Consider the following 21689-nt stretch of genomic DNA (forward strand, 5'->3'; position numbering starts at 1 on the left):
GGTACGGCTCTGATGGCCACGGCTCCGGCCCGTACGGCTCCGACGGCCCGGGGTCCGCTCAGCGGACCGGGCTCTCCCGGGGCTCCCGGGCGGGGGCGGGGGCCTCGCGGCCCAGGAAGAGCGCGAAGACCGGCGGGTGCTCCTTGAGCAGTTCCAGGCGCCCGCCGTCGGCCTCCGCGAGGTCGCGGGCGACGGCGAGGCCGATGCCGGTGGAGCTGCGGCCGCTGACCGCCCGCTCGAAGATCCGCGCGCCGAGGTCGGCGGGGACGCCGGGGCCCTCGTCGGTGACCTCGATCACGGACTGGTTGCCGGTGACGCGGGTGCGCAGGGCGACGGTGCCGCCGCCGTGCATGAGCGAGTTCTCGATGAGCGCGGCGAGGACCTGGGCGACCGCGCCGGGGGTGCCGACCGCCCGCATGCCCTGCTTGCCGGAGCGGACGACGGCCCGGCCGGCGCTGCGGTAGGCGGGCCGCCACTCCTCGATCTGCTGCTTGACGACCTCGTCGAGGTCGAAGGTGACGGCGGAGCCGGTGCGGGGGTCGCGGGAATTGGTGAGGAGCCGCTCGACCACGTCGGTGAGCCGCTCGACCTGGGTGAGCGCGATCGTCGCCTCCTCCTTGACCGTGTCCAGGTCGTCGGCGAGCGCCACCTCCTCCAGTCGCATGGAGAGCGCGGTGAGCGGGGTGCGGAGCTGGTGGGAGGCGTCGGCGGCGAGCCGCCGCTCGGCCGTGAGCATCCGGGCGATCCGCTCGGCGGAGGCGTCCAGCACGTCCGCGACCCGGTCCAGCTCGGGGACCCCGTACCGCTTGTGCCGGGGGCGGGGGTCGCCGGAGCCGAGCCGCTCGGCGGTCTCGGCGAGGTCGGTGAGCGGGGAGGCGAGCCGGTTGGCCTGGCGGACGGCGAGGAGGACGGCGGAGAGGATCGCGAGGACCGCGACGCCGCCGATGATCAGGGCGGTGCTGCCGACCTCGGCGGTGACGGCGGACCGGGACTCCTCGACGATCACGGTCTCGCCGCGCTCGCCCTCCGCGTAGCCGCGGATGACGCTGTCGGTGGGCCGGACGCCTATCTCGATGGGCGGCCGGCCGGGCATGGTGACCAGGGCGTACCGCTTGGCGCCGCTCTGTTCGATGAGGATGTCCGGGGTGACCGGCTCGCCGCCGATGAGCCGGCTGTCCACGATGGACACGATCCGCAGCGCCTCGGCGTCGACGCTCTCCTGGGCGCTGCTGGTGATCGTGCGGGTCTCCACCAGGACGAGGGAGACGCCGAAGACGGCGATGACGACGAGCACCACGGCGAGCGTGGACGTGATGAGGCGGCGGCGCACTGGCCCTCCGGGCGGGGTACGGGAGACTCCCACCGAGCCTACGTCCCGGGCCGGGGGCGCGCCGGGGGTGCACCGGAGCCCGGCCGCCCCGCGCCGGGCGCCCCGCGCCGCAGGGGGCGGGGGTCACGCGGGGGCCGCGCGGAACGGAGGCCTTCCTCCGGGCCCCTTCTCCGTCAGCTCTTCTCGAAGCGGAAGCCGACGCCGCGGACGGTGGCGATGTAGCGGGGGTTGGCCGCGTCGTCGCCGAGCTTCTTGCGGAGCCACGAGATGTGCATGTCGAGGGTCTTGGTGGAGGACCACCAGGTGGTGTCCCAGACCTCCCGCATCAGCTGGTCGCGGGTGACGACCCGGCCCGCGTCCCGGACCAGGACCCGCAGCAGGTCGAACTCCTTCGCGGTGAGCTGGAGCTCCTCCTCGCCCATCCACGCCCGGTGCGACTCGACGTCGATGCGGACGCCGTGGGTGGCGGGGGCGGGGGCGGGCTCGGTGGCGCCGCGCCGGAGCAGGGCCCGGACCCGGGCCAGCAGTTCGGCGAGGCGGAAGGGCTTGGTGACGTAGTCGTCGGCGCCGGCGTCGAGCCCGACGACGGTGTCCACCTCGTCGGCGCGGGCGGTGAGGACCAGGATCGGCACCGCGTGGCCCTCGGCGCGCAGCCTGCGGGCGACCTCCAGGCCGTCCATGCCGGGCAGGCCCAGGTCCAGGACGACCAGGTCGACGCCGCCCTGGAGGCCGGTGTCGAGCGCGGTCGGCCCGTCCTCGCGGACCTCGACCTCGTACCCCTCTCTCCGCAGGGCGCGGGCCAGCGGTTCCGAGATGGATGCGTCGTCCTCGGCGAGCAGTACACGGGTCATGGGGTGATGGTAGTCCGGCCGGGTGCCGGGCCGGGGCGGGATCACCAGGCGCCCGGAGGCGCCTCCGAAGCAGGGCGCGTACTCTCGTTCCCGCCTTCGAAAGATCGTCGTTGGTTCCTCGTTCACCTGTGATCCATCTCTCAAGTCCTTCCATATCCGACAGTGTCGTGGCGTATGGTGGCGAGACGTCTGTAGCGGTAAACGGGGACCTTTGAACTGCTTCGTCAGTCAAGGTCCTCTTTTCTGCGGGAGGTTGGCACCGCCGGCCCGGCACGACGAATGACCTGTGGGCCGGGTCCCGCGGCGCGGACATCGCGCGGCGGGGCGTGGATCCCGGACGGGGTGCGAGCGCTCCGGCCGGTGCCGGCCACCCCCCACCGGGCGCATCACGCTCACGAGGCGTCGCGTCCCGACAGAGCAAGGATCGACATGGCGGCAACGACCGTTCCCGCGGGTTCGGAGAAGACCTTCTTCGGGCATCCCCGCGGCCTCGCCACCCTCTTCATGACCGAGATGTGGGAGCGCTTCTCCTACTACGGCATGCGGGCGCTTCTCGTCCTGTACCTGGTCTCCGGCGGCGCCGACGCGGCCACGGGCAGCCAGGGTGGCGGACTGGCCATGACGGCCGCGACGGCCACGGCCATCTACTCCGTGTACGTGTCGATGGTCTACCTGATGGCCATGCCGGGCGGCTGGTTCGGCGACCGCGTCTGGGGCGCGCGCAAGACCGTCGCGATCGCCGGTTTCGTGATCATGGCCGGTCACCTGTCGCTGGCGCTGCCGGGCCAGGCGATGTTCTTCGTCGGCCTGGCGCTGGTCGCGGCCGGTTCCGGTCTGCTGAAGGCCAACATCTCGACGATGGTCGGCCACCTCTACGACGGCCCGGACGACCCGCGCCGCGACGGCGGCTTCACCCTCTTCTACATCGGCATCAACCTGGGTGCCTTCGTCGCGCCGTTCGTCGTCGGCACCGTCGGCGAGAAGGTCAACTGGCACCTGGGCTTCGCGCTCGCCGCGGTCGGCATGGGCGTGGGCCTGGTCCAGTTCCTGCTCGGCACCAAGCACCTGAGCGCCAAGAGCAACGTCGTCCCGAACCCGCTCTCCCCGGCCGAGCGCAAGACCGTGCTGGTCAAGGTCGCGGTCGTGCTGGTCGTCGCCGCCGTCTTCTACGGCGTCGTCGTCGCCCTGGGCATGTACACCCTGAACTGGGCGATCGTCCCGATCACCCTGGCCGGTCTGATCATCCCGGTCGCCGTCCTGGTCCGCATCAAGCGCGACAAGGACCTGTCGAAGACCGAGCAGTCGAAGATGACCGGCTACATCTGGTTCTTCGTCGCCGCCGCCGTCTTCTGGATGATCTACGACCAGGGCGGTTCGACGCTGTCGCTGTTCGCCGACGGCAAGACCGCCGACACCGTCTTCGGCTTCGGCTTCCCGGCCACCTGGTACCAGTCCCTCAACCCGCTCTTCGTGATGGCGCTGGCCCCGGTCTTCGCCTGGCTGTGGCTGTGGCTGGCGCGCAAGAACCAGGAGCCGAACACCATCGTGAAGTTCGCGATGGGCCTGGTCCTGGTCGGCGCCTCCTTCTTCGTCTTCGTCGTCCCGATGAACATGGCGGGCGACGGCACCAAGGTCTCCCCGATGTGGCTGGTCTCGATCTACATGATCCAGACCATCGGCGAGCTGTGCCTCTCCCCCGTGGGCCTCTCGGTCACCACGAAGATGGCGCCGCAGAAGTACGCCTCCCAGATGATGGGCGTCTGGTTCCTCGCCGTCACCGCCGGCGACTGCACCACCGGCCTGCTCTCGCTGGCCGGTGTGGACCTGAACGGCACCGGGATCATCGCCATGGAGGCGAGCCTGGCCGTCGTGGCCGGTCTCGCGGTCTACATGTACCGCAAGAAGGTGCAGGCCCTCATGGGCGGCGTGCACTGACCCGCGCCCCCACGCGCACCGGGACGGCCCGGCACCTGCTCCAGGTGCCGGGCCGTCCCGTTCTCTTCACGGGGGGTCAGCGGGTGCGGCGGGCCAGGCGGCGCCACGGGGTGAAGGTGAAGACCGCGCCGCCGAGGAGGATCGCGGTGCCCGCGACCAGGCCGAGGGCGCGCAGGGTGCCGTCGTCCTCGGCGCCGGTCTGGGCGAGGTCGCCCCCGCCGCCGGAACCCGAGCCGGAGCCCGAACCGGAACCGGAGGGGCCGGTCGCGCCGCCGTCGCCGGAGCCGGAGGCGCCGCCGGACTGGGCGGTGGTGTCGAGGGTGAGGGAGGCGGTGGCCGCGCCCTTCACCGTGCAGGGGATCTTGATGGGGTCGGCGCCCGGGGCGAGGGTGACGGTGATGGTGAGGGTGCCCGGCGAGAGGGTGGCCCTGCCGGTGGCGCCGGGCCGGTAGGTGCCCTTCATGTCGGTGAGGCTCACCGGGTCGTTCATCTTGAGCGCGGTGGGGTTGGGGGCGCCGGTGACCTTGACGGTGCCGCTGTCGCCGCCGCCGATCGTGATGTCCATGCTGGGCGTGAGGGCCTTCGCGGGCAGCGGTGCCGGGCTCGGCATGACGCCCTTGGCCGTCTTGACCGTGAGGTCGTACGCGCCGCCGTTCTTCTTCGCGTTGATGATCACCTTGGACTGGATGGCCTCCGGTCCCGGCGAGGTGCAGGCGAAGGCCACCGCGACCTCCTTGCCCGGGAAGTCGGTCTGCCCGCCGGAGCCGCCGCTCGTGGAACCGCCGCTCGCGGAGCCGCCGGAGGCCGTGGAGCCGCCGCCGTCCGAGCCGCCGCCGGAGCCTCCGGCCGCGCTCACCTTGATGGTGGCGCCGACCGGGACCGCCCCCTTGGGGGTGCACTTGGTGTCGGTGGAGATCGGCTTCGACACGTTGATCTTGTACGCGTCGGGCGTCAGCGTGACGTCGCCGGCCCGGGTCAGCTTGAGGGAGCCCTTCATCTCCGACAGCCGCATGTCGGTGTTCTTGGGGATCGGCGGATTGCTGCGGGGGCCCTGCACGGCGAGGGTCCCGCTCTGCGCGCCGCCGACCTTGACGGTGCCGCTGGGCTGGACGGTGTCCGCCCCGAGGTCGATGAAGCCGGGGTTCTTGGAGGCCGGTTTCACGGTCTTCCACACGACCTCGACGGTGTCGCCGACCTCGGCGGTGGCGGGGGCGGTGACCAGGACGGTCGTGGTGCCCTGGACCGGCGGCAGACCGGAGACCGACGGCGGGACGCACTCCGTCGGGAACGAGATCTGGGCGGCCTGCGCGGGACCGGCGGAAAGCAGGATCCCCGCGCCGCCGAGCATCAGCGCGATCCCGGCCGCGCTCATCCTCCGTTGCGTGCTCACGAATGTCCCTTCGTCGTCGTCTGACTGTTCTCGAACGGTGCGGAGTCGGGGAGGAACCACGGCAGGACCGCCGTGGCCGTCCCGGGGCCGTCCGCGTCCGCTCGCGCGGGTACGGGGACGGGGTCTCGGTTCCGGCCGCCGGCGCGGTCGACGAGGACCATGCCGATCCGGAAGAGGGCGGCGGGCACGACCACGGCGAGCAGGATCCAGAAGAGGACCACGCCCCAGGGCCGGCCGACCCGCCAGGGCTGTTCGGCCAGGAGCTTCCCGTCGTGCGAGACGGTGACCCGGTAGGCGCCGTGGGCACCGGCGGAGAGCTCGACGGGCAGCTCGATCCGCGCCTTCTGCCCCGGCTGGACGGTGCCGCGCCACCGGCGCTCCTCGTCGGTGGCGGCGAGCACGCCCTCGGCGGTGCCGACCAGGAAGACGGGGTCGCGGACGGGGGCGGAGCCGAGGTTGCCGACGGTGAGGACGAGGGTGCGCGAGGGCGGCGAGCCGAACCAGGTCAGGAGCCCGCCGGAGCCTTCGAGGCGGGCGGCGGCGAGGAGGGCGAGGCGGCCGGTGCCGGCGCCTTCGGGGAGCGGGGCGGTGGGGTGCCCGGTCACCGTGAGGGCGGCGTCCACGACGTCCTGCTGTCCTGTCACGCCGGAGACGTGCACGACGCAGGGGCAGGGCTTGGGCGGGGCGGCGACCGGCAGCTTGACGCTGAAGGCGCCGCGCGGGTCGACGGTGGCGGCCCGGCCGTCGGTGTTGGCGCAGGAGTTGGTGCCGCCGACGACGCCCTTCTCGGGCGTGCCCTGCCCGCAGAGCAGCACCATCAGCAGCGCGCCGGCCTTCCAGCCGGTGCCGCTGACGGTGATCTCGCCGCCCTTCGGCGCCTCGCCCCGCGAGACGGCGACGGCCGGACCGGCGGCGGCCGTGGCGGGCGCCGCCGGGAGCACCGGCAGGAGGACGAGGGCGAGCGCCGCGAGGAGGGCGGCGAGGCCCTGTCCGGCGGAGATCCGCCGGACAGGACCCAGGGCCGTACGGGGACGGGCGGCCGTGCTCATGCGGGGGCTCCCTTCGTACGGACCCGGATCCGGGCGCGGCGCCGGCCCGGGTCCCGGCGGCGCGCCGCGCGCACCCCGGCGGCGGCCGCCGCGAGGAGCAGCGCGCCGCCGCCGGCGAGGGCGGGCGCGGAGGCGAAGACGGCGCCGGTGGCGGCGGTGGCCGGGGCGGCGCCGGGGACGGTGGCGGTGAGCCGGACCGTGACGGAGTCGAGGGCGGGCGGGTCGGGCCAGGGCTCGGTGCGGTCGGCGCGCTCGCCGGGGCGGAGGGTGAGCGGCAGGGCGCGGGCGGGGCGGTCGAGGAGGGTGCCGAGGAGGCCGTCGGCGCGGACCGCGAGGCGGGGGGCTTCGAGGACGGTGCTGCCCCGGTTGACCAGGGTGTAGTGGAGGGTGCCGGTGGCCCGGTCGACACGGGCGTCCTCGACGGCGAGGGCGGCGAGGCGGGCGCCGCTGACCTTGAGCCGCAGGGCGACCTCGGTCCGCCGGCCGGCGGCCGACGCCCGTACCGTGCCCCGGTGGTCGCCGGGCGGGGTGTCGGCGGCCACGGTGACCGCGAAGGGCACGTCGGCGCGGGTCCGGGCGGGCACGGTGACGGTGCGGGCGGCGAAGGAGACGGCGGCGGGGCCGGTGGCGGTGAGGGTGACGGTGAGCGGGCCGGGGCCGGGGTTGGTGACGGAGAGCGCGTCCTCCAGGACGCTCCCGGCGGGCCCTTCGAGGTAGGCGTACGGCCGTCCGGCGGCGGGCGCGGCCGTCCAGCCGGGGGCGGCGAGGGCGGGGGCCGGGGCCAGTGCCGGGAGGGCGAGGGCGGCGAGGGCGGCGGCGAGGAGGGCGGGGCGGCGGGCGGTCATCGGCGGGCCGGGCGGGGGCGTCGGGTGAGCCAGAGGAGGCCGCCCGCGCCGCCGAGGAGGACGGTGCCGCCGAGGAGGCCGAGGGCGGTGGTGGCGGAGGTGCCGCCGGTGCGGGGGAGTTCGCCGCCGGGCAGGGCCCCGGGCGCGGCGGGCGGGTCGGCCGAGACGCCGGTGACGGTCAGGGAGAGGGAGGGCGCGGGCTTGTCGCCGGGGGTGCACAGGGCGGCGTCCATGCCGAGGGCGTGGACGGTGAGGAGGCCGGCGGTGAAGGTGACCGTGCCGTCCTTCTTCGGCGTGTAGGTGCCGGTGAGGGTGCCGATCCTGATGGGGGTCATGGCGGGGATCGCGGCGGCGTTGGGGGTACCGGTGACCTTGACGGTGCCGCTGTCGGCGCCGCCGAGGACGAGTTCGGCGCGGGGGGTCATGACGCCCTTGGGGAGTTCGACGGGGCTGTCGGAGACGCCCTTGTCGAAGGTCATGGTGATCGCGTAGCCGTTCCCCCGGCGCTCGGCCGTGATGTCCACGGGCGAGACGGCGTTCCGGTCGCCGATCTTGGTCTTGCAGCGGTACGCCACGTCGACGACCTCGGCACGGGCGGCCGGGGCGGCGGCCAGGCCGGCCGGTCCCCAGACCGCGACGGCGGCCGCGAGCACGGCGGCCGCCCTCCTCCGGTTCGGCTTCTTGGACACCCTGGACCCCTCACCGCACGGAACTGACGGTCTTTCAGATTGGGCGTCAAGGTACGCCCGGGGTCCCGCGGAGGGAAGAAGGGCGACGGTGAAAGTCCTGCGGGGGCGGCGGCGGACCGGGCGGCGAGGGGCGCCGCGCGGGCGAACGGCCGGGCGGGGCGGGGGCCGGGGCGGCGAACGGCCGGGCGGGGGCGGGCGTCGTACGGGCGAGCGCGGGAGCGGGCCGGGCGGGACCGCGAACGGTCAGGCAGGAGCGGAGAGTTCGGCCCAGACCGTCTTGCCGGGGGCGCCCGGGACGCGCTCGACGCCCCAGTCGCGGCAGAGCCGCTGCACGATGAACATGCCGTGCCCGCCCGGCCGTCCGGCCCGGTGCGGGGTGCGCGGGGCGGGCTGGCCCGCGCCCCGGTCGGTGACCTCCAGGCGGACGGTCCCGGGCAGCCGGAGCACCCGGAGCCGCTCGGGCCCCTCGGCGTGCAGGCAGGCGTTGGTGACGAGTTCGGAGACGACGAGGAGGACGTCCTCGGCGACGGCCCGGCGGTCGGCGGTGGCGGCGGGCAGCCAGCCCCACTCGGTCAGGGCGGTGCGGGTGAAGTCGCGGGCGAGGGGCACGGTGCCGCTGGTCTCGCCGAGCGCGAGCGTACGGACGTCGGAAGCCAGGTCCATCAGCGTTTCACCTCACCGGTCGACGAGACAGCAGGGGCGGGGAAGGGAGGGGCGGGTGCGGGCGGTGCGGGAGGGCGCGTCAGCCGGAGCCCGGCAGGGCCGTGGCGAGGGTGTCGTGCACGGTGAAGACGGCCTCCGCGCCGGTGATCCGGAAGACCCGGGCCACGGCGGGCCGCATGGCCACCAGGTGGACGGAGCCGCCGGCGGCCTCGGCCCGCAGCCGGGCGGCGAGGAGCACGTTGAGCCCGGTGGAGTCGCAGAAGCCGAGTCCGGCGCAGTCGACGACGAGCCGGCTGCGGCCGGCGTCGAGGGCCGCGTCGAGGGGCTCGCGCAGCAGCTCGGCGGTGTGGTGGTCGAGTTCGCCGACGGGGGCGACGAGCACCGCCCCGGTCCCGGCGTCCGAGGTCCCGACGCGCAGGCGCGCGGGCTGCGCGCTGCCGATGTGCTCGCGGTCCATGACCCTCCTCGCTCGACTCGGTCGAACCCTACCGGCGACGCCGCTTCCGGCGCACACAAGCCCCATACAGAACCACCCATACCGGATAATTGCCACTTGCAACGATCGCCGCCGACCAGGTAGGGCTAGTAAGGAACACCCGATCCAGCCGGCTTTGGAGGCGCCGCACACCGCACCGGACACCCGCCCGAGGAGGAGACTCATGTCACCCCGGCTCGACGCCCCGCGCACCCCCACCGCGCCGTCGACACCAGCCCTTCCCCGCTTCGACGACCCCATGCCCGACCCGGTCCCGGCCCTGGACGGCCCCCTCGACAAGGTCGCCCCCGCCGACGCGCGCGCCCTGTCGAAGGACCTCTTCGCCCGCCTCGCCGCACTGGAGGAGGGCACCCACGAGTACGCGTACGTCCGCAACACCCTGGTCGAGCTCAACCTGGCCCTGGTCCGCTTCGCCGCCGCCCGCTTCGGCACCCGCAGCGAACCCATGGAGGACATCGTCCAGGTCGGCACCATCGGCCTCATCAAGGCCATCGACCGCTTCGAGCTCGCGCGCGGCGTGGAGTTCCCCACCTTCGCGATGCCGACCATCATCGGCGAGATCAAGCGCTTCTTCCGCGACACCTCCTGGTCCGTGCACGTGCCCCGCCGGCTCCAGGAGCTCCGCCTCGACCTGGCGCGCGCCCGCGACACCCTCTCCCAGCGGCTCGACCGCTCCCCCACCGTCGCCGAACTCGCGGCCGAACTCGGCCGCACCGAGGACGAGATCGTCGAGGGCATGGCCGCCAGCAACGCCTACACCGCGGCCTCGCTCGACGCCCAGGCCGAGGAGGACGACGGCGGACCGCACGAGACCGCCCTCGCCGACCGCCTCGGCTACGAGGACCACGGCCTGGCCGGCATCGAGTACATCGCCTCCCTCAAGCCGATGATCGCCTCGCTGCCCGAACGCGAACGGCTCATCCTCTCCCTCCGGTTCGTCACCGGGCTCACCCAGTCCGAGATCGGCGCCGAGCTCGGCATCTCCCAGATGCACGTCTCCCGGCTGCTCTCCCGCACCCTCGCCCGGCTGCGCCGCGGCCTGACCCTGGAGGAATGACCCCCGCCGGTCCGGGAGTCCGTCCCGCCCCTCTGGAGGAATGACCTCCACCGCACCGCCGGAGACGCCAAAATGGCGGTGGAAAGGGCCCGTTCGCGGTCTTCGACCCGGGCGGGCCCTTCCGCGCGACCACCAGAAGGGGCACCGGGCCCGTGGATTCAGGGGGGAATCTCATGGCTGCCGCCTACGCGGAACTGGAAGAACGGATGCGCGACCGGCTCGGCGGCCGGGAGTGCCTCTACGTGCCGTCCTGCCGCCTCGGCCTCTACCTCGCACTGCGCCACTGGTGCCCGCCCGGCGGCCGGGTCCTCATGTCGCCCGTCAACGACGACGTCATCTTCTTCGTCGTCCTCGCCGCCGGACTCCGCCCCGTCCAGGCGCCGCTCGACCCGCGCGACGGCTCCCTCGACCCGGCCGCCGTCCCCGACGCCGTCTGGTCCGGCCTCTCCGCCGTCCTCACCACCAACCTCTACGGCAACCCCGACCCCGCGCCCGCGCTCCGCGACCGCTGCGACCGCCTCGGCATCCCCCTCCTGGAGGACGCCGCCCACGCCATCGGCAGCACCGTCGGCGGCCGGCCCGTCGGCGCCTGGGGCGACGCCGCCGTCTTCAGCCTCTCCAAGCACACCGGCGCCAAGACCGGCGGCTTCCTCGCCGTCGCCGACCCCGCCCTGCGCACCGGCCTCGCCGCCGAGCGCGACCGGCTGCTCCGCCCCGCCCGGCTCACCGGCGAACTCGCCTACCTGGCCCGGCCCCGCGCCGAGGCCGCCGCCCGCGCCCTGCGCGTCACCCCCGCCGTCCACGCCGCGCTGCGCGCCCTCGGCCGCCACGAACGGCCCGGCATCCGGATGCCGCTGCGCCCCGGCGAACTGGCCCGGGCCCTCGGCGCCGCCCCCGCCCTCGACCCCTTCCACTCCTGGATCCGGGTCGACCTGCACGACTACCGGCTCCGCCCCGGCGCCGCCCGCCTCGGCCGGGTCCGCCGCCGGCTGGCCGCCCTCGACGCCGTCCTCGACGCCCACCGCGCCGGCACCGCCCGCCTCCTCGCCAGCGAGTACGCCGGCCCGCCCGCCGGGGGCGCGGTCCAGCCCCTCTTCCGCGTCCCGCTGCTCGTCGAGGACCGGGACGCCGCCGTCGCCGCCCTCGCCCGCCGCCGGATCCCTGCCGGCTACCTCTACGACCCGCCGCTCGACGCCTACGCCGGGGAGACCTTCACCGACCCCTCCCCCGCCCCCGGGCCCGCCGCCTGGTTCGCCCGGCACGCCCTGCCCGCCGACCCGCGCCGGGCCGCCGAGGTCCTCGCCGCGCTGCGCGCCGCCGGCATCCGGCCCGCCGCGTCCGCGCCCGCCCTCGGCGGCACCCGGTGAGCAGGGCCCCGAGCTCCCCGGCCGCCCCGCCCGCCACCGGCGCCGAAGCGCCCGGGACCGGCGGCGACGGCGAGGACTCCCTCTTCCGCAACGCCTACGCCCTGATGCTCTCCACCGGCGTCTCCGCCGCCCTCGGCCTCGGCTTCTGGCTCGTCGCCGCCCGCTACTACAGCGAGGACGCCGTCGGCCAGGGCTCCGCTGCCATCGCCGCCCAGCGGATGCTCGCCTCCCTCACCGCCACCACCCTCTCCGGCGCCGTCGTCCGCTACGTGCCCCGGGCCGGCCGCGCCACCGGCCCCCTCGTGCTGCGCCTCTACCTCTTCAGCACCCTGGTGGTGGCCGCCGCCTCCGGGGTCTTCCTGCTCACCCTGGACTGGTGGGGACCCTCGTACGCCCCCCTCGGCACCGTCTCCGCCGGGATCTTCTTCACCCTCTCCGCCGTCGGCTGGGCCCTGCTCACCCTCCAGGACGGCGTCCTCACCGGCCTGCGCGAGGCCGTCTGGGTGCCCGTCGGCAACGCCGTCTTCTCCGCCGGGAAGCTGGCCCTGCTCGTCGTCCTCGCCACCGCCCTGCCGGTCCTCGGCGTCTTCGTCTCCTGGTCGGCGGCGATCGCCCTGTCCACCCTCCCGCTCGGCTGGCTGGTCTTCCGCCGGCTCATCCCCCGGCAGGCCCGCGCCGACCGGGACCGCGAGCCGCCCACCCTGCGCGAGATCGGCCGCTTCGTCGCCGGGGACTCCGTCGGCGCCTTCTTCAGCCTCCTCATGATCAGCCTGCTGCCGGTCATGGTCGCGGTCCGCTTCGACTCCGCGCACAACGCCTTCTTCTACACGGCGTACACCGTCGGCGGCACCATGGAGTTCATGGCCATCAACATGGCCTCCTCGCTCACCGCGCACGCCTCGCACAGCCCCGACTCGCTCGCCGACGGCGTCCGGGGCGCCCTGCGCCGGATGGCGCTGCTCCTCGTCCCCGTCGTCCTCGTCCTCGTCGTCCTCGCCCCGCTGATCCTCGCCCCCTTCGGCCGGGGCTACGCCGAGAACGGCTCCCTGGTGCTGCGGCTGCTGGCCGCCGCCGCGCTGCCCCGGGTCGCCGTGGAGCTGTACATCGGCGTGCTCCGCGTCCAGGGCAGGACCGGGATGCTCGCCGCCGTCCAGGGCGGCATGTGCGTCCTGGTCCTCGGCGGCGCGGCCGTGCTGATCGGGCCGTACGGCATCGGCGGCGCCGGGATGGCGGTGCTCGGCGGCATGACCCTGGTCGCGCTGGCCTGCGTGCCGGGGCTGCGGGCCGTCCTCAGGGGCCGCGCCCCGGCCGCCCCGGACGACGGCTACGGCACCACCTGGGCCCGCCGGTCCGCCTCCCTGCGCGCCGGCGCCGCCGCCGACACCGTCACCCCCGCCCTGGGCATCCCCGTGTACGTCCCCGGCCCGCGCCCGCCCGGCACCGGCCCCGCCCGGCCCGCACCGCCACCACCACCGCCGACAGCCGGGAAGGACCGGGCGGGGCCGGTGCTGTGGGGGCTGCTCGCGGTGGCGGCGGCGGCGTTCTGGCCGCCGCTGGCCGCCGCCGGGCCGCTCGGCGCGGACCGGGTCTCCGGCCCCGGGCTGCTCGTCTCGCTGCCCGCGCCGACGCTGGCCGCCGGAGTGCTGCTGGTGCTGCTCCAGGGCGCGGCGGTCGGCACCCGCGCCTTCCGCGCCGGCTTCGCGGTCGCCGTGCCGCTCGTCACCTTCCTCGCCCTGCACACCGCGCCGCCGCTGCTCGGGCTGGTGCCGCCGGCCGCCGCCGGGCCGGGTGCCGGGCCGCTGGGCGCGGGGACGGCCGCCCAGGTGGCGCCGGTGCTCACGCAGGCGCTCTGCCTGGTGCTCGCCGGGGTGCTGCTGCGGCTGTGCGGGGCGGGGCGGCGGGTCGCGGCGGGGGCGGTGTGGGTGCTGGTGTGGGCCGGGTGGGCGGGCCAGCACCTGTTCGCGGCCGCCCCGTTCCCGCTGGTGCTCGGGCTGGCCGGGGCGGCGATGGCCGGGTACGCGGTGCGCGGGCTGCGGGCCGGGCGGCGCGGCTGAGCCCGGGTCAGCGGGCGGGCAGCGGCTGGCGGAAGTAGGGGTCCCGTCCGGCGGTGCGGTACCCCTCCAGGGCCGGGCCCGCGTCGACGGTGAGGTCGCAGTCCGGGCCGGGGACGGCCCGGTTCCAGTGGACGTACGCCTTCGCCGCCGGAAGGTCCGGCGCGGTCTCGGGGATGCGGGCGTACCAGTCGCGCTGCCGGTCGGGCCGCCGGGGGTCGGGGGCGGTGGCGAACTCGGCGAACATGAGCGGCTTGTCGGCGGAGATCCGCGCCCGCAGCCACTCGTAGGAGGGGCGCTGGCTGGACTCGAAGTCGAGCCAGCTCGTGCTGTCGTGGCAGAGGTAGTAGTTGTACTGGTCCATGCCGATCCAGTCGACGTGGTCGTCGCCGGGGTAGAGCCGCTCCATGCGGTCGGCGGCGCCGAGGTAGCCGGAGACCGTCCACACCCAGACGACGTTGTCGGCGCCGAGCGCGCGGAACCGGTCGCGGAGGTGGCGGTAGGCGGCGACGTACTCCTCGGGGGTCCCGGCGCCCTCGTCGACGCGGGCGTCCGCCTCCTGGTCGAAGGAGAGGAAGACCCGCTTGCCGTACGCCTTCACGCGGCGGATCTGCGGGTCGATGATCTCGGCGTCGTACTTCCCCGAGGCGAGGTCGCGCCAGCCGAGCTGGGTCTCGGTCCAGTTCTCGTGGTGCGGCTCGGTCCAGACGGTGGACTCCCAGGCGAGCATGAGCATCCGGTCCCGGCCCAGGACCTTCTCGTCGTCGGTGAGCAGGGTGCCGTCCAGCCCGGTGCCGGACATGTCGTGGTACGTGTACACGAGGTCGAGGCGGCGGCCGATCTTCCGCTCGAAGGCGCGCACCGGCCGGACCAGCGAGCCGTCCCGGTCGTAGGGGACGTACGCGCCCCACCAGGCGCCGCAGGGGGCGACCAGCCGCGCGTCGGGCAGGCAGTCGTCGCCGCTGCCGGTGACGGTCGCCCACACCCCGATGCCGGCGGTCAGCGCGCCGACGGCGGCCAGCGCCACCGCAAGGCGTCCGGTGGCCCCGCCCCGGGAGCGCCGCCCGCTCACCCCCGCTCCCTGGCCGGTCCGGCGGCGCCCCGGGTGGCGGCGGGCAGCGGCAGGCCGGGCAGCAGGGCGGCGACCGTGGTGAAGGCGGCGAGCGGGACGAGGAAGGCGGGCACGGAGAAGGCGCCGAGCAGGAAGAGGACGGTGGCGGCGAGGGAGGCGAGGGCGAGGCTGAGCGGCGCGGCGAGCGCGAAGGACTCCAGCCGGGCGCCGGGCCGCAGCCCGCGCGGCTGCGGGTGCAGCAGGGCGAGGCCGGGGCCGAGGCAGACGAAGAGGAGGACGGGCGGCCAGCGCGGCACGGAACCGTCGGGGAGCAGGGTCGCGGCGAGGGCCAGCCAGCCGGAGGCGGCGACGGCGGCGCGGGCCGCCCGGCGGGCCGGGGAGGTGCGGGCGGGGGTCCGGTGGGTGGTCACGAGGCACCGCCAGGCGTGGTGGTGGGCGGGGTGTAGGCGAGGACGATCCCGTACGGCCGCTCCTCGACGACCCGGAACAGCGGGGACGCCTTGAGGCGGTCGCGCAGCAGGGCGAAGCCGCCGGGGGGCAGCAGGCCCTCGCCGGCCGTGTAGACGTCCTGGGTGCGGGTGAGGACGACGTGGGCGGCGGTGCCGGGCGGCAGCCGGTCGGCGAGGTAGCGGGCCGGGTCGGCGAGCATCTTCTCGTTCTCGGGGAGCTCCTGCTCGCAGAACCACCAGTGCTCGACCCGGTCGTAGCGGTGCAGGGCCTGCGGGAAGGAGCCGGAGGTGGCGAGGAGGAGGCCGCCCTCGGGGATGCGGTCGATGGCGCGGGTGACGAGCGCGGACTCGGCGGGCGGGGTGTAGTACATGGCGTCCTTGCCGTAGTAGGCGGGCAGGAAGCCGGCGGTCAGGACGAGGAGCACGGCGGGCAGGGCGACGGCGGCGAGCCGGCGGCGGACCCGGGCGGCGTGGCTGCGGCGGGCCCCGGCCGCGGCGGGCAGCAGCGCGGCGGCGGCGAAGAAGGCGGCGCCGGGGAGGCCGAAGAGGTAGACGCGGAAGAGCATCTCGCCGCCGTAGTCGTTGACGGCGAAGAGGGGGACGGGGGCGGCCGAGGCGAGCAGCAGCGGCAGGGCGCTGCGGGTGAGCCGGCGGCGGACGAGGACGGCGATCCCGGCGCAGAGGACGACGGCGAGGGCCATCGCGATGGCCGCCCGGCCGGCGAGTTCGGGTCCGGGGCCGGTGAGCTGGCCGGCGTATCCGGCGCGGGAGTTCTGGGTGAGCCGGCCGAGGGACTCCTTGAGGGTGCCGAGGGTCTCCAGGAAGAGGGGGCGGCCCATGGTGAGGTCCCAGGCCAGCATGATCAGGCCGGTGACGGCGAGGAGGCCGAGGTTGCGGTAGCGGCGGGTGAGGCAGAGGGCGGCCAGGACGACGCAGAGCATCACCGGGGTGAGCTGGTGGATCGCGTTGACCGCCAGGATCAGCGGGGAGAGGACCAGCACGCCGACGGCCCGCTGGCGGGTGGTGGTGGCGGGCGGGACGGTGGCGGCGGCGGGGTCGAGGGCGGTCCGGTCGCGCAGCCGGCCGGCCGAGCCGGGGCGGACGAAGTGCCGCAGGACGACGGCGAGCACGGTGAGGTGCAGGACATAGGCGAGGCCCTGGGGGGCGAGGTAGTCCTGGCCGACCCAGTTGGCGAGCTGGAAGATCCACACGGCGGTCCACACCAGCCGCCAGTCCTCGGTGAAGGTGCGGTAGAGCAGGACGAGGACGGGGATCAGGACCAGGCCGAGGACGATCGGCGCCCAGTTGAGGTAGGCGGCGGTGGACTCGACGCCGAAGGCGCGGACGAGGGCGGCGTTGAGGGTGAAGAAGCCCGGCCACTGGTCGTAGGCCGACATGTTGCCGGAGAGGGCGGCGTGCGGGCGGAGTTCGCCGGTGCCCAGGAGGGTGGTGACGACGGCGTCGTGCTTGGACGCCCACGGGTAGCGCACCGCGTCGTAGAGGACGGCGGGGCCGGCCTTGAGGGCGACGAGGAGACCGGCGCAGTAGGCCGACGGCCAGACCGGGGCGGTGCCTGCGCGGCGCAGGGCGACGAGGAAGCCGGCGGTGAGGACGGCGAGGGAGGCGTAGAAGACGGGCGGCAGCCGGTCGAGGAGCCCGTAGTCGGCCATGGTGCGGAAGTCGGTCAGGGGCAGTGAGGCGCCCCACAAGCCCAGGCCGAGGACCAGCAGCGCGGGCGTCAGCCAGGTGAGGGCGGAGCCGGTCCGGCGCGGCGCGCGGACGGCCCGGTCCGCCGGGTCCGCGCGGTCCGGCGCGGCCGTCCCGGCCGGCACGGCCGCTTCCTGGTGCTGCTGTGGCACGACGCCTTCTCCCCCACGGTGACGGTGGCTTCTTCGGTCTGTCCGGTACTGCTCCGGGGCGCTCAGCCCGCGAACTCGGGGCCCTTCAGGAGGGCCCGCGCCCGGCGGTAGGCCCGCCAGCCGATCGTGGGCAGCGCGTCCGGGAAGGGGGCGGCGCGGGCGCCGCGCCCCTCCATCCACTCCGCGACGTCGGCGGCCGTGTGGTCGTGGCGGACGATGAGCCGGGCGATCCGGAAGGGTTCGTCGGCCTCGGAGCTGAGGGCGTGCCGGACGGCGGCGGCGGAGGCGTATCCGGCGGCGCGGGCGGCCCGGCGGACGCCGGGGCTGTTGTAGCCGTGCGGGTAGGCCAGGTGGCGCACCTCGTGGCCGAGGACGTCCTCCAGTTCGGCCTTGGCGTCGCGCAGTTCGCGGCGGAGCGCGGCGGCGCCGAGGGTGTCGAGCTGGGCGTGGCTGACGGTGTGCGCGCCGACCTCCAGGCCGTACCGCTCCAGCCGGGGCGCCTGGGCCAGGGTCATCATCGGGGCGGGCGGCAGGAGGCAGGGCCGGCCGGGGGTCAGCGCGCCGGTGGTGAGGTACGCGGTGGCCGGCAGGCCCCGGGCGGCGAGCGTCTCGGCGGTGGGGCCCGCGAGGTCGGCGAAGCCGTCGTCGAAGGTGAGGACGACGGGCCGGTCCGGCAGCGGGGTGCCCGCGACCAGCCGGTCCACCAGGGCGCCGATGGTGACGGGGGTGCGGCCGCCGGCCGCGACGGCGTCGAGGTGGGCGGCGAAGGTCCGGGGGCCGACGGTGAACTCGGCGATCCAGTCGGGCGGGTCGTCCGTCACCGGGTGGTAGAGGAGCACGGGTATCCGCGCGGGCGCGGCGCTCACCGGGGGCCGCCCGCCGGCCGGCCGCCGGTGAGGCGGGCCCGGAGGTAGCCGGCCGGGCCGTGCAGCATGCCGCGCCGTTCCAGCCGGGAGAGGGCGGGCGGCCAGGGGTGGTGGCGGGTGCCGTGCTCGCCGGGCACCCCGTCGCCCGCGCCGCCGCGCGCGGCGGTCAGGGCGCGGGCGTGGGCGAGGCCGCGCGGCAGCCGGGCGAGGAGCGCGGGCAGCAGGGCGGGGCGGCGCAGCAGGGTGGCGGTGAGGTAGGCGGTGAGTCCGGCGCCGTAGCCGTACGCCTGGTTCCTGAGGTCCTGCCAGGTCTCGCGGTGGTGGTGCCAGACGAGGGCGTCGGGGGTGTAGCGGAGCCGGTGGCCGGTGGCGAGGACGGCGACGAAGGCGTACAGGTCGTCGCCGCCCCGGGCCGGGGTGCCGGTGCCGGTCGCCGGGTCGAAGCCGCCCGCGCGGCGCAGCGCGGAGGCCCGGAAGGCCATGTTGGCGCCGGAGCCGAAGGAGCCGGCGGTGAAGGGGAAGAGGGGTTCGTCGGCGGGCGGCCGGGCGGGGTCGTACAGGCGGGGGGCGAAGCCCTTGGCGAAGCCGCCGTGGGACTCCAGGAGGATCTGGGCGGGGGTGGTGAGGCGGGCGGGCAGGATGAGGCCGGTGGCGCAGCCGAGCCGGGGGTCGGCGGCGAAGGGCGCGGTGAGCGCGGTGAGCCAGTGCGGGTCGGCGAGGACGTCGTCGTCGGTGAAGGCGAGGACCTCGCCGCGGGCCGCCGCGACCCCGGCGTTGTGGGCGGCGGCCAGGCCGGGCCGGTCCTCGCGGACGTACCGGACGCGCCCGGCGTACCGGCCGCCGGTGACGAGGTCGCGGGTGGCGGTGGTGCGGGGCGCGTTGTCGACGACGACGATCTCGTGGTCGGGGTGGTCCTGGGCGAGCAGCGAGTCCAGGGCGCGGGCGAGGGAGGCGGCCCGCTCCCGGGTGGCGACGACCACGGAGGCGCGGGGGGCGGGGCCGCCGGGCGCCGGGGCCTCCCGGGCGGCCAGCCGCTCCGCGTCGCCCCGGGGTCCGGCGGCCCCGGCGAGGCGGCGGACCGCGAGGGCGCCGAGGACCTCGGCGGGGTCCTGGTCCGGGGTGTGGTGGGCGAAGAGGGCGGCAGCGGGGCGGCCGGCGACCCGGACGAGGGCGTAGACGTCCCCGGGGACCGGGTCCGGGGCGCCGGGCGCGGGCCGGAAGGCGGTCACCGGGCCCTCGGGCGCGGCGAGTTCGAGTTCGGTGACGGAGACGGCGCGCGGCGGCGCCGGGGAGTGCGGCCGGCTCATCGGGTTCCCTCCAGGAAGGTGCGCGGGCCTCAGCGGTCGCCCCGCAGGCGGGCGGCGGCGGTGAGGACGGTGCGGGCGCGGGCGGCGAGCGCGGGCCGGTCGCGGACGAAGGCGTGGGCGCGGCGGGCCGGTTCGCGGCCCAGCCAGTGCGCGGCGGCGCGGAGTCCGGGCCGGGTCACGGCGCCTTCGCGGACGGTGAGTTCGCCGGTCTTCAGGGAGTCCTTGTAGGCGGCGTCGCCGCGCCCGAGGTCGAGCAGGCGGATGCCGTCGGCGGCGGCGCCCTCGGCCATCCGCAGGTGCAGGATCAGGCCCGGGGAGTACGGGGCGAACTCCGGGTCGTAGGAGGGGAACCAGCAGGACAGGACGGTCGCCGAGCGCAGTCCGAAGTGTGCGGCGACCGGCCGGTCCCCGGCGTAGAGCACGGACAGGACGCCGGAGCAGCCGGGCGTGCGGTGCTCGTGGAGGCGGCGGACCAGGGTGCTGATCCACTCCTGGGCGAAGCGGTCGCCGCGTCCGGTCCTGCGGTACTGGGCGGACTTCCACTCCATGAGGGTGCGCAGGGCGGCCGGGTCGCGCTCGTCGAGGACGAAGCGGAGCCCGCCCTCGGTGCGGCGGCCGAGCTTGCGCTCCTTGGCGAGGGTGGTGCGCAGGAACTTGGGCGACCGGACCCGCAGCAGCGCCTCGTAGGCCGCGTACCCCTCGCCGACGTCGATGACGGGCGAGGCGAAGGACCCGGCGGCGGCGGACGCGAAGACGGGCTGCCCGTCCGCCAGGTTGTCGAACTCCCAGGTGGCCAGGGAGCAGGCGCGCAGCAGGGCCCGCGCGCCGGGCCGCAGTCCGGGGCGCAGGACGGCGCCCTGGCTGTCGGAGACGCCGAAGCCGATCGCCCGGCCGCGCCCCAGCGGGCCCTTCTCGTACGGGAAGAAGCCGACGGGCTCGCCGTCCTCCCACCAGACGGCGACCCGCGCGGCGGGCCGCACGGTGCCGACGGCGAGGGTGAACTCCGGTTCCAGGAAGGGGTTGGCGGGGGCGCCGGACGCCGCCCGCAGGGCCCGCCACGCCTCGATCTCGCGCGCGCCCAGCTCCTGTGGCCGCACGCTCCGCACCCGCCCCGCACCCATCAGCCGACCCCCCGGTCATCCCCCCGAGCACCACCTGGACAGGACGCTACCGGCCCGCACCCCGGCTCGGCAGGGATACGCGGCGTTTCGGCCGCGGCGGGCCGGCCGGGGTGGTCAGGCCGCGCGGGTGCCCGCGCGCCAGACCTCGGTGACCAGGGGGACGCCGGGGCGGTAGGCGAGGTGGACGTGGGAGGGGGCGTCGAGGAGGGCGAGGTCGGCGCGGGCGCCGGGGGCGAGGCGGCCGATGTCGGTGCGGCGCAGGGCGGCGGCGCCGCCGGCGGTGGCGGACCAGAGGGCCTCGTCGGGGGTCATGCCCATGTCGCGGACGGCGAGGGCGATGCAGAAGGGGACGGAGGAGGTGTAGGAGGAGCCGGGGTTGCAGTCGGTGGAGAGGGCGACGGTGACACCGGCGTCGAGGAGGCGGCGGGCGTCCGGCCAGGCGGCGCGGGTGGAGAACTCGGCGCCGGGCAGCAGGGTGGCGACGGTGTTCCCGGAGGCCAGCGCGTCGACGTCGGCGTCGGTGAGGTGGGTGCAGTGGTCGGCGCTGGCCGCGTCGAGTTCGACGGCGAGCCGGACGCCGGGGCCGTACGAGAGCTGGTTGGCGTGGACGCGGGGGTGGAGGCCCCGGGCCTTTCCGGCGGTGAGGATCGCGCGGGCCTGGTCGCCGTCGAAGGCGCCCTTCTCGCAGAAGACGTCGATCCAGCGGGCGTGCGGGGCGCAGGCGTCGAGCATGGGGCCGGTGACGAGGTCGACGTAGGCGGCCGGGTCGTCGGCGAGGTCGGGGGAGACGATGTGGGCGCCGAGGTAGGTGACCTCGTCGGTGTGGGCGGCGGCGATCCGCAGGGCGCGGGCCTCGTCCTCGACGGTGAGGCCGTAGCCGGACTTGGTCTCGAAGGTGGTGGTGCCCTGGCGGAGGGCCTCGCGCAGGTGGCGGACGAGGTTGGCCTCCAGTTCCGCGTCGGTGGCGGCGCGGGTGGCGGCGACGGTGGTGCGGATGCCGCCCGCCTCGTAGGCCCGTCCGGACATGCGGGCGTTGAACTCGGCGGTGCGGTCGCCGGCGAAGACGAGGTGGGAGTGGGAGTCGACGAAGCCGGGGACGACGGCCCGTCCCCCGGCGTCGACGGCCGTGTCGGCGGCGGGGGCCCCGGCGGCCGGGCCGGCCCAGGCGATCCGGTCGCCGTCGAGGACGAGGGCGGCGTCCGCGACGAGGCCGAGGGGGCCGTCGCCGAGGTCCGGATCGTTGGTGACCAGGCTGCCGATGTTCGTGATGACCGTGGTCGTCATGGGTGCTC

General features: G+C 75.9%; 19 protein-coding genes. 4 read left to right on the top strand and 15 right to left on the bottom strand.

The window, feature by feature from the left end; all coding sequences use genetic code 11:
- Positions 1–58 precede the first annotated feature (58 nt).
- The gene (locus IE219_RS20975) at positions 59–1330 is read right to left on the bottom strand and encodes a sensor histidine kinase (RefSeq protein WP_189979725.1); all 1272 of its coding nucleotides are present in this window, start codon (positions 1328–1330) and stop codon (positions 59–61) included.
- A 173-nt stretch (positions 1331–1503) separates the two neighbouring features.
- Complete coding sequence (locus IE219_RS20980; RefSeq protein ID WP_189979726.1) at positions 1504–2181, bottom strand: response regulator transcription factor; 678 nt, start codon at positions 2179–2181, stop codon at positions 1504–1506.
- A gap of 429 nt (positions 2182–2610) precedes the next feature.
- Between IE219_RS20980 and IE219_RS20985 the strand changes: the two genes are divergently transcribed.
- Entirely contained in the window at positions 2611–4116 is a 1506-nt protein-coding gene (locus IE219_RS20985; RefSeq protein ID WP_189979727.1) for a peptide MFS transporter, read from the top strand.
- Between the two features lie 76 nt (positions 4117–4192).
- Here IE219_RS20985 and IE219_RS20990 read toward each other — a convergent pair whose 3' ends face one another.
- The 6 genes from IE219_RS20990 to IE219_RS21015 all read right to left on the bottom strand — a co-directional run bounded on the left by IE219_RS20990 (position 4193) and on the right by IE219_RS21015 (position 9209).
- Positions 4193–5488 (bottom strand): hypothetical protein, encoded by a 1296-nt coding sequence (locus IE219_RS20990; RefSeq protein ID WP_189980033.1) that lies wholly within the window; start codon positions 5486–5488, stop codon positions 4193–4195.
- Between the two features lie 14 nt (positions 5489–5502).
- A complete protein-coding gene (locus IE219_RS20995; RefSeq protein WP_229849904.1) occupies positions 5503–6555 on the bottom strand; it encodes a hypothetical protein in 1053 nt (350 codons plus the stop codon).
- Entirely contained in the window at positions 6552–7400 is an 849-nt protein-coding gene (locus IE219_RS21000; protein ID WP_189979729.1) for a COG1470 family protein, read from the bottom strand. Before IE219_RS21000 ends, IE219_RS20995 begins: the two co-directional genes overlap by 4 nt.
- The gene (locus IE219_RS21005) at positions 7397–8089 is read right to left on the bottom strand and encodes an LPXTG cell wall anchor domain-containing protein (protein WP_189979730.1); all 693 of its coding nucleotides are present in this window, start codon (positions 8087–8089) and stop codon (positions 7397–7399) included. The genes IE219_RS21000 and IE219_RS21005 overlap by 4 nt, the downstream gene beginning before the upstream one ends.
- 243 nt (positions 8090–8332) lie before the next feature.
- Complete coding sequence (locus IE219_RS21010; RefSeq protein ID WP_189979732.1) at positions 8333–8752, bottom strand: ATP-binding protein; 420 nt, start codon at positions 8750–8752, stop codon at positions 8333–8335.
- A 79-nt stretch (positions 8753–8831) separates the two neighbouring features.
- Positions 8832–9209 (bottom strand): STAS domain-containing protein, encoded by a 378-nt coding sequence (locus tag IE219_RS21015; protein WP_189979734.1) that lies wholly within the window; start codon positions 9207–9209, stop codon positions 8832–8834.
- Positions 9210–9411: 202 nt separating this feature from the next.
- On the opposite strand from IE219_RS21015, the gene IE219_RS21020 reads away from it, so the two are divergent.
- The 3 genes from IE219_RS21020 to IE219_RS21030 all read left to right on the top strand — a co-directional run bounded on the left by IE219_RS21020 (position 9412) and on the right by IE219_RS21030 (position 13726).
- A complete protein-coding gene (locus tag IE219_RS21020; protein WP_189979736.1) occupies positions 9412–10305 on the top strand; it encodes an RNA polymerase sigma factor SigF in 894 nt (297 codons plus the stop codon).
- Positions 10306–10478: 173 nt separating this feature from the next.
- Positions 10479–11672, top strand: coding sequence for a DegT/DnrJ/EryC1/StrS family aminotransferase (locus IE219_RS21025; RefSeq protein WP_189979738.1), 1194 nt, complete (start codon positions 10479–10481; stop codon positions 11670–11672).
- The gene (locus IE219_RS21030) at positions 11669–13726 is read left to right on the top strand and encodes a lipopolysaccharide biosynthesis protein (protein WP_229849905.1); all 2058 of its coding nucleotides are present in this window, start codon (positions 11669–11671) and stop codon (positions 13724–13726) included. The genes IE219_RS21025 and IE219_RS21030 overlap by 4 nt, the downstream gene beginning before the upstream one ends.
- A 7-nt stretch (positions 13727–13733) precedes the next feature.
- Here the strand turns inward: IE219_RS21030 and IE219_RS21035 are convergent, their stop codons facing one another.
- The 7 genes from IE219_RS21035 to hutI form a co-directional block, all read right to left on the bottom strand.
- Complete coding sequence (locus tag IE219_RS21035) at positions 13734–14795, bottom strand: glycoside hydrolase family 26 protein (RefSeq protein WP_229849906.1); 1062 nt, start codon at positions 14793–14795, stop codon at positions 13734–13736.
- Entirely contained in the window at positions 14792–15205 is a 414-nt protein-coding gene (locus IE219_RS21040) for a hypothetical protein (protein WP_189979740.1), read from the bottom strand. Before IE219_RS21040 ends, IE219_RS21035 begins: the two co-directional genes overlap by 4 nt.
- The gene (locus tag IE219_RS21045) at positions 15202–17103 is read right to left on the bottom strand and encodes a hypothetical protein (protein ID WP_229849907.1); all 1902 of its coding nucleotides are present in this window, start codon (positions 17101–17103) and stop codon (positions 15202–15204) included. The genes IE219_RS21040 and IE219_RS21045 overlap by 4 nt, the downstream gene beginning before the upstream one ends.
- Before the next feature lie 62 nt (positions 17104–17165).
- On the bottom strand, positions 17166–17942 hold the full coding sequence (locus IE219_RS21050) for a polysaccharide deacetylase family protein (protein WP_189980036.1): 777 nt from the start codon (positions 17940–17942) through the stop codon (positions 17166–17168).
- Positions 17943–17965: 23 nt separating this feature from the next.
- The gene (locus tag IE219_RS21055) at positions 17966–19276 is read right to left on the bottom strand and encodes a glycosyltransferase family 2 protein (protein ID WP_189979742.1); all 1311 of its coding nucleotides are present in this window, start codon (positions 19274–19276) and stop codon (positions 17966–17968) included.
- Positions 19277–19305: 29 nt separating this feature from the next.
- Positions 19306–20397 carry a GNAT family N-acetyltransferase gene (locus IE219_RS21060; protein ID WP_189979744.1) on the bottom strand — a complete coding sequence of 364 codons (1092 nt, stop codon included), beginning with the start codon at positions 20395–20397 and terminating at the stop codon, positions 19306–19308.
- 114 nt (positions 20398–20511) lie between these two features.
- Positions 20512–21681: an imidazolonepropionase gene (gene hutI / locus IE219_RS21065; RefSeq protein ID WP_189979746.1), complete on the bottom strand. Its 1170-nt coding sequence runs from the start codon at positions 21679–21681 to the stop codon at positions 20512–20514.
- Positions 21682–21689: the final 8 nt, after the last annotated feature.

This window comes from Streptomyces termitum (assembly GCF_014650175.1).
Taxonomy (GTDB): Bacteria; Actinomycetota; Actinomycetes; order Streptomycetales; family Streptomycetaceae; genus Streptomyces; species Streptomyces termitum.

Coding starts and splice junctions, on each gene's coding strand:
- IE219_RS20980 (WP_189979726.1), bottom strand. CDS start 2,181: ATGACCCGTGTACTGCTCGCCGAGGACGACGCATCCATCTCGGAACCG.
- IE219_RS21015 (WP_189979734.1), bottom strand. CDS start 9,209: ATGGACCGCGAGCACATCGGCAGCGCGCAGCCCGCGCGCCTGCGCGTC.
- IE219_RS21020 (WP_189979736.1), top strand. CDS start 9,412: ATGTCACCCCGGCTCGACGCCCCGCGCACCCCCACCGCGCCGTCGACA.
- IE219_RS21060 (WP_189979744.1), bottom strand. CDS start 20,397: ATGGGTGCGGGGCGGGTGCGGAGCGTGCGGCCACAGGAGCTGGGCGCG.
- IE219_RS20995 (WP_229849904.1), bottom strand. CDS start 6,555: ATGAGCACGGCCGCCCGTCCCCGTACGGCCCTGGGTCCTGTCCGGCGG.
- IE219_RS20990 (WP_189980033.1), bottom strand. CDS start 5,488: ATGAGCGCGGCCGGGATCGCGCTGATGCTCGGCGGCGCGGGGATCCTG.
- IE219_RS21010 (WP_189979732.1), bottom strand. CDS start 8,752: ATGGACCTGGCTTCCGACGTCCGTACGCTCGCGCTCGGCGAGACCAGC.
- IE219_RS20985 (WP_189979727.1), top strand. CDS start 2,611: ATGGCGGCAACGACCGTTCCCGCGGGTTCGGAGAAGACCTTCTTCGGG.
- IE219_RS21055 (WP_189979742.1), bottom strand. CDS start 19,276: ATGAGCCGGCCGCACTCCCCGGCGCCGCCGCGCGCCGTCTCCGTCACC.
- hutI (WP_189979746.1), bottom strand. CDS start 21,681: ATGACGACCACGGTCATCACGAACATCGGCAGCCTGGTCACCAACGAT.
- IE219_RS21000 (WP_189979729.1), bottom strand. CDS start 7,400: ATGACCGCCCGCCGCCCCGCCCTCCTCGCCGCCGCCCTCGCCGCCCTC.
- IE219_RS21025 (WP_189979738.1), top strand. CDS start 10,479: ATGGCTGCCGCCTACGCGGAACTGGAAGAACGGATGCGCGACCGGCTC.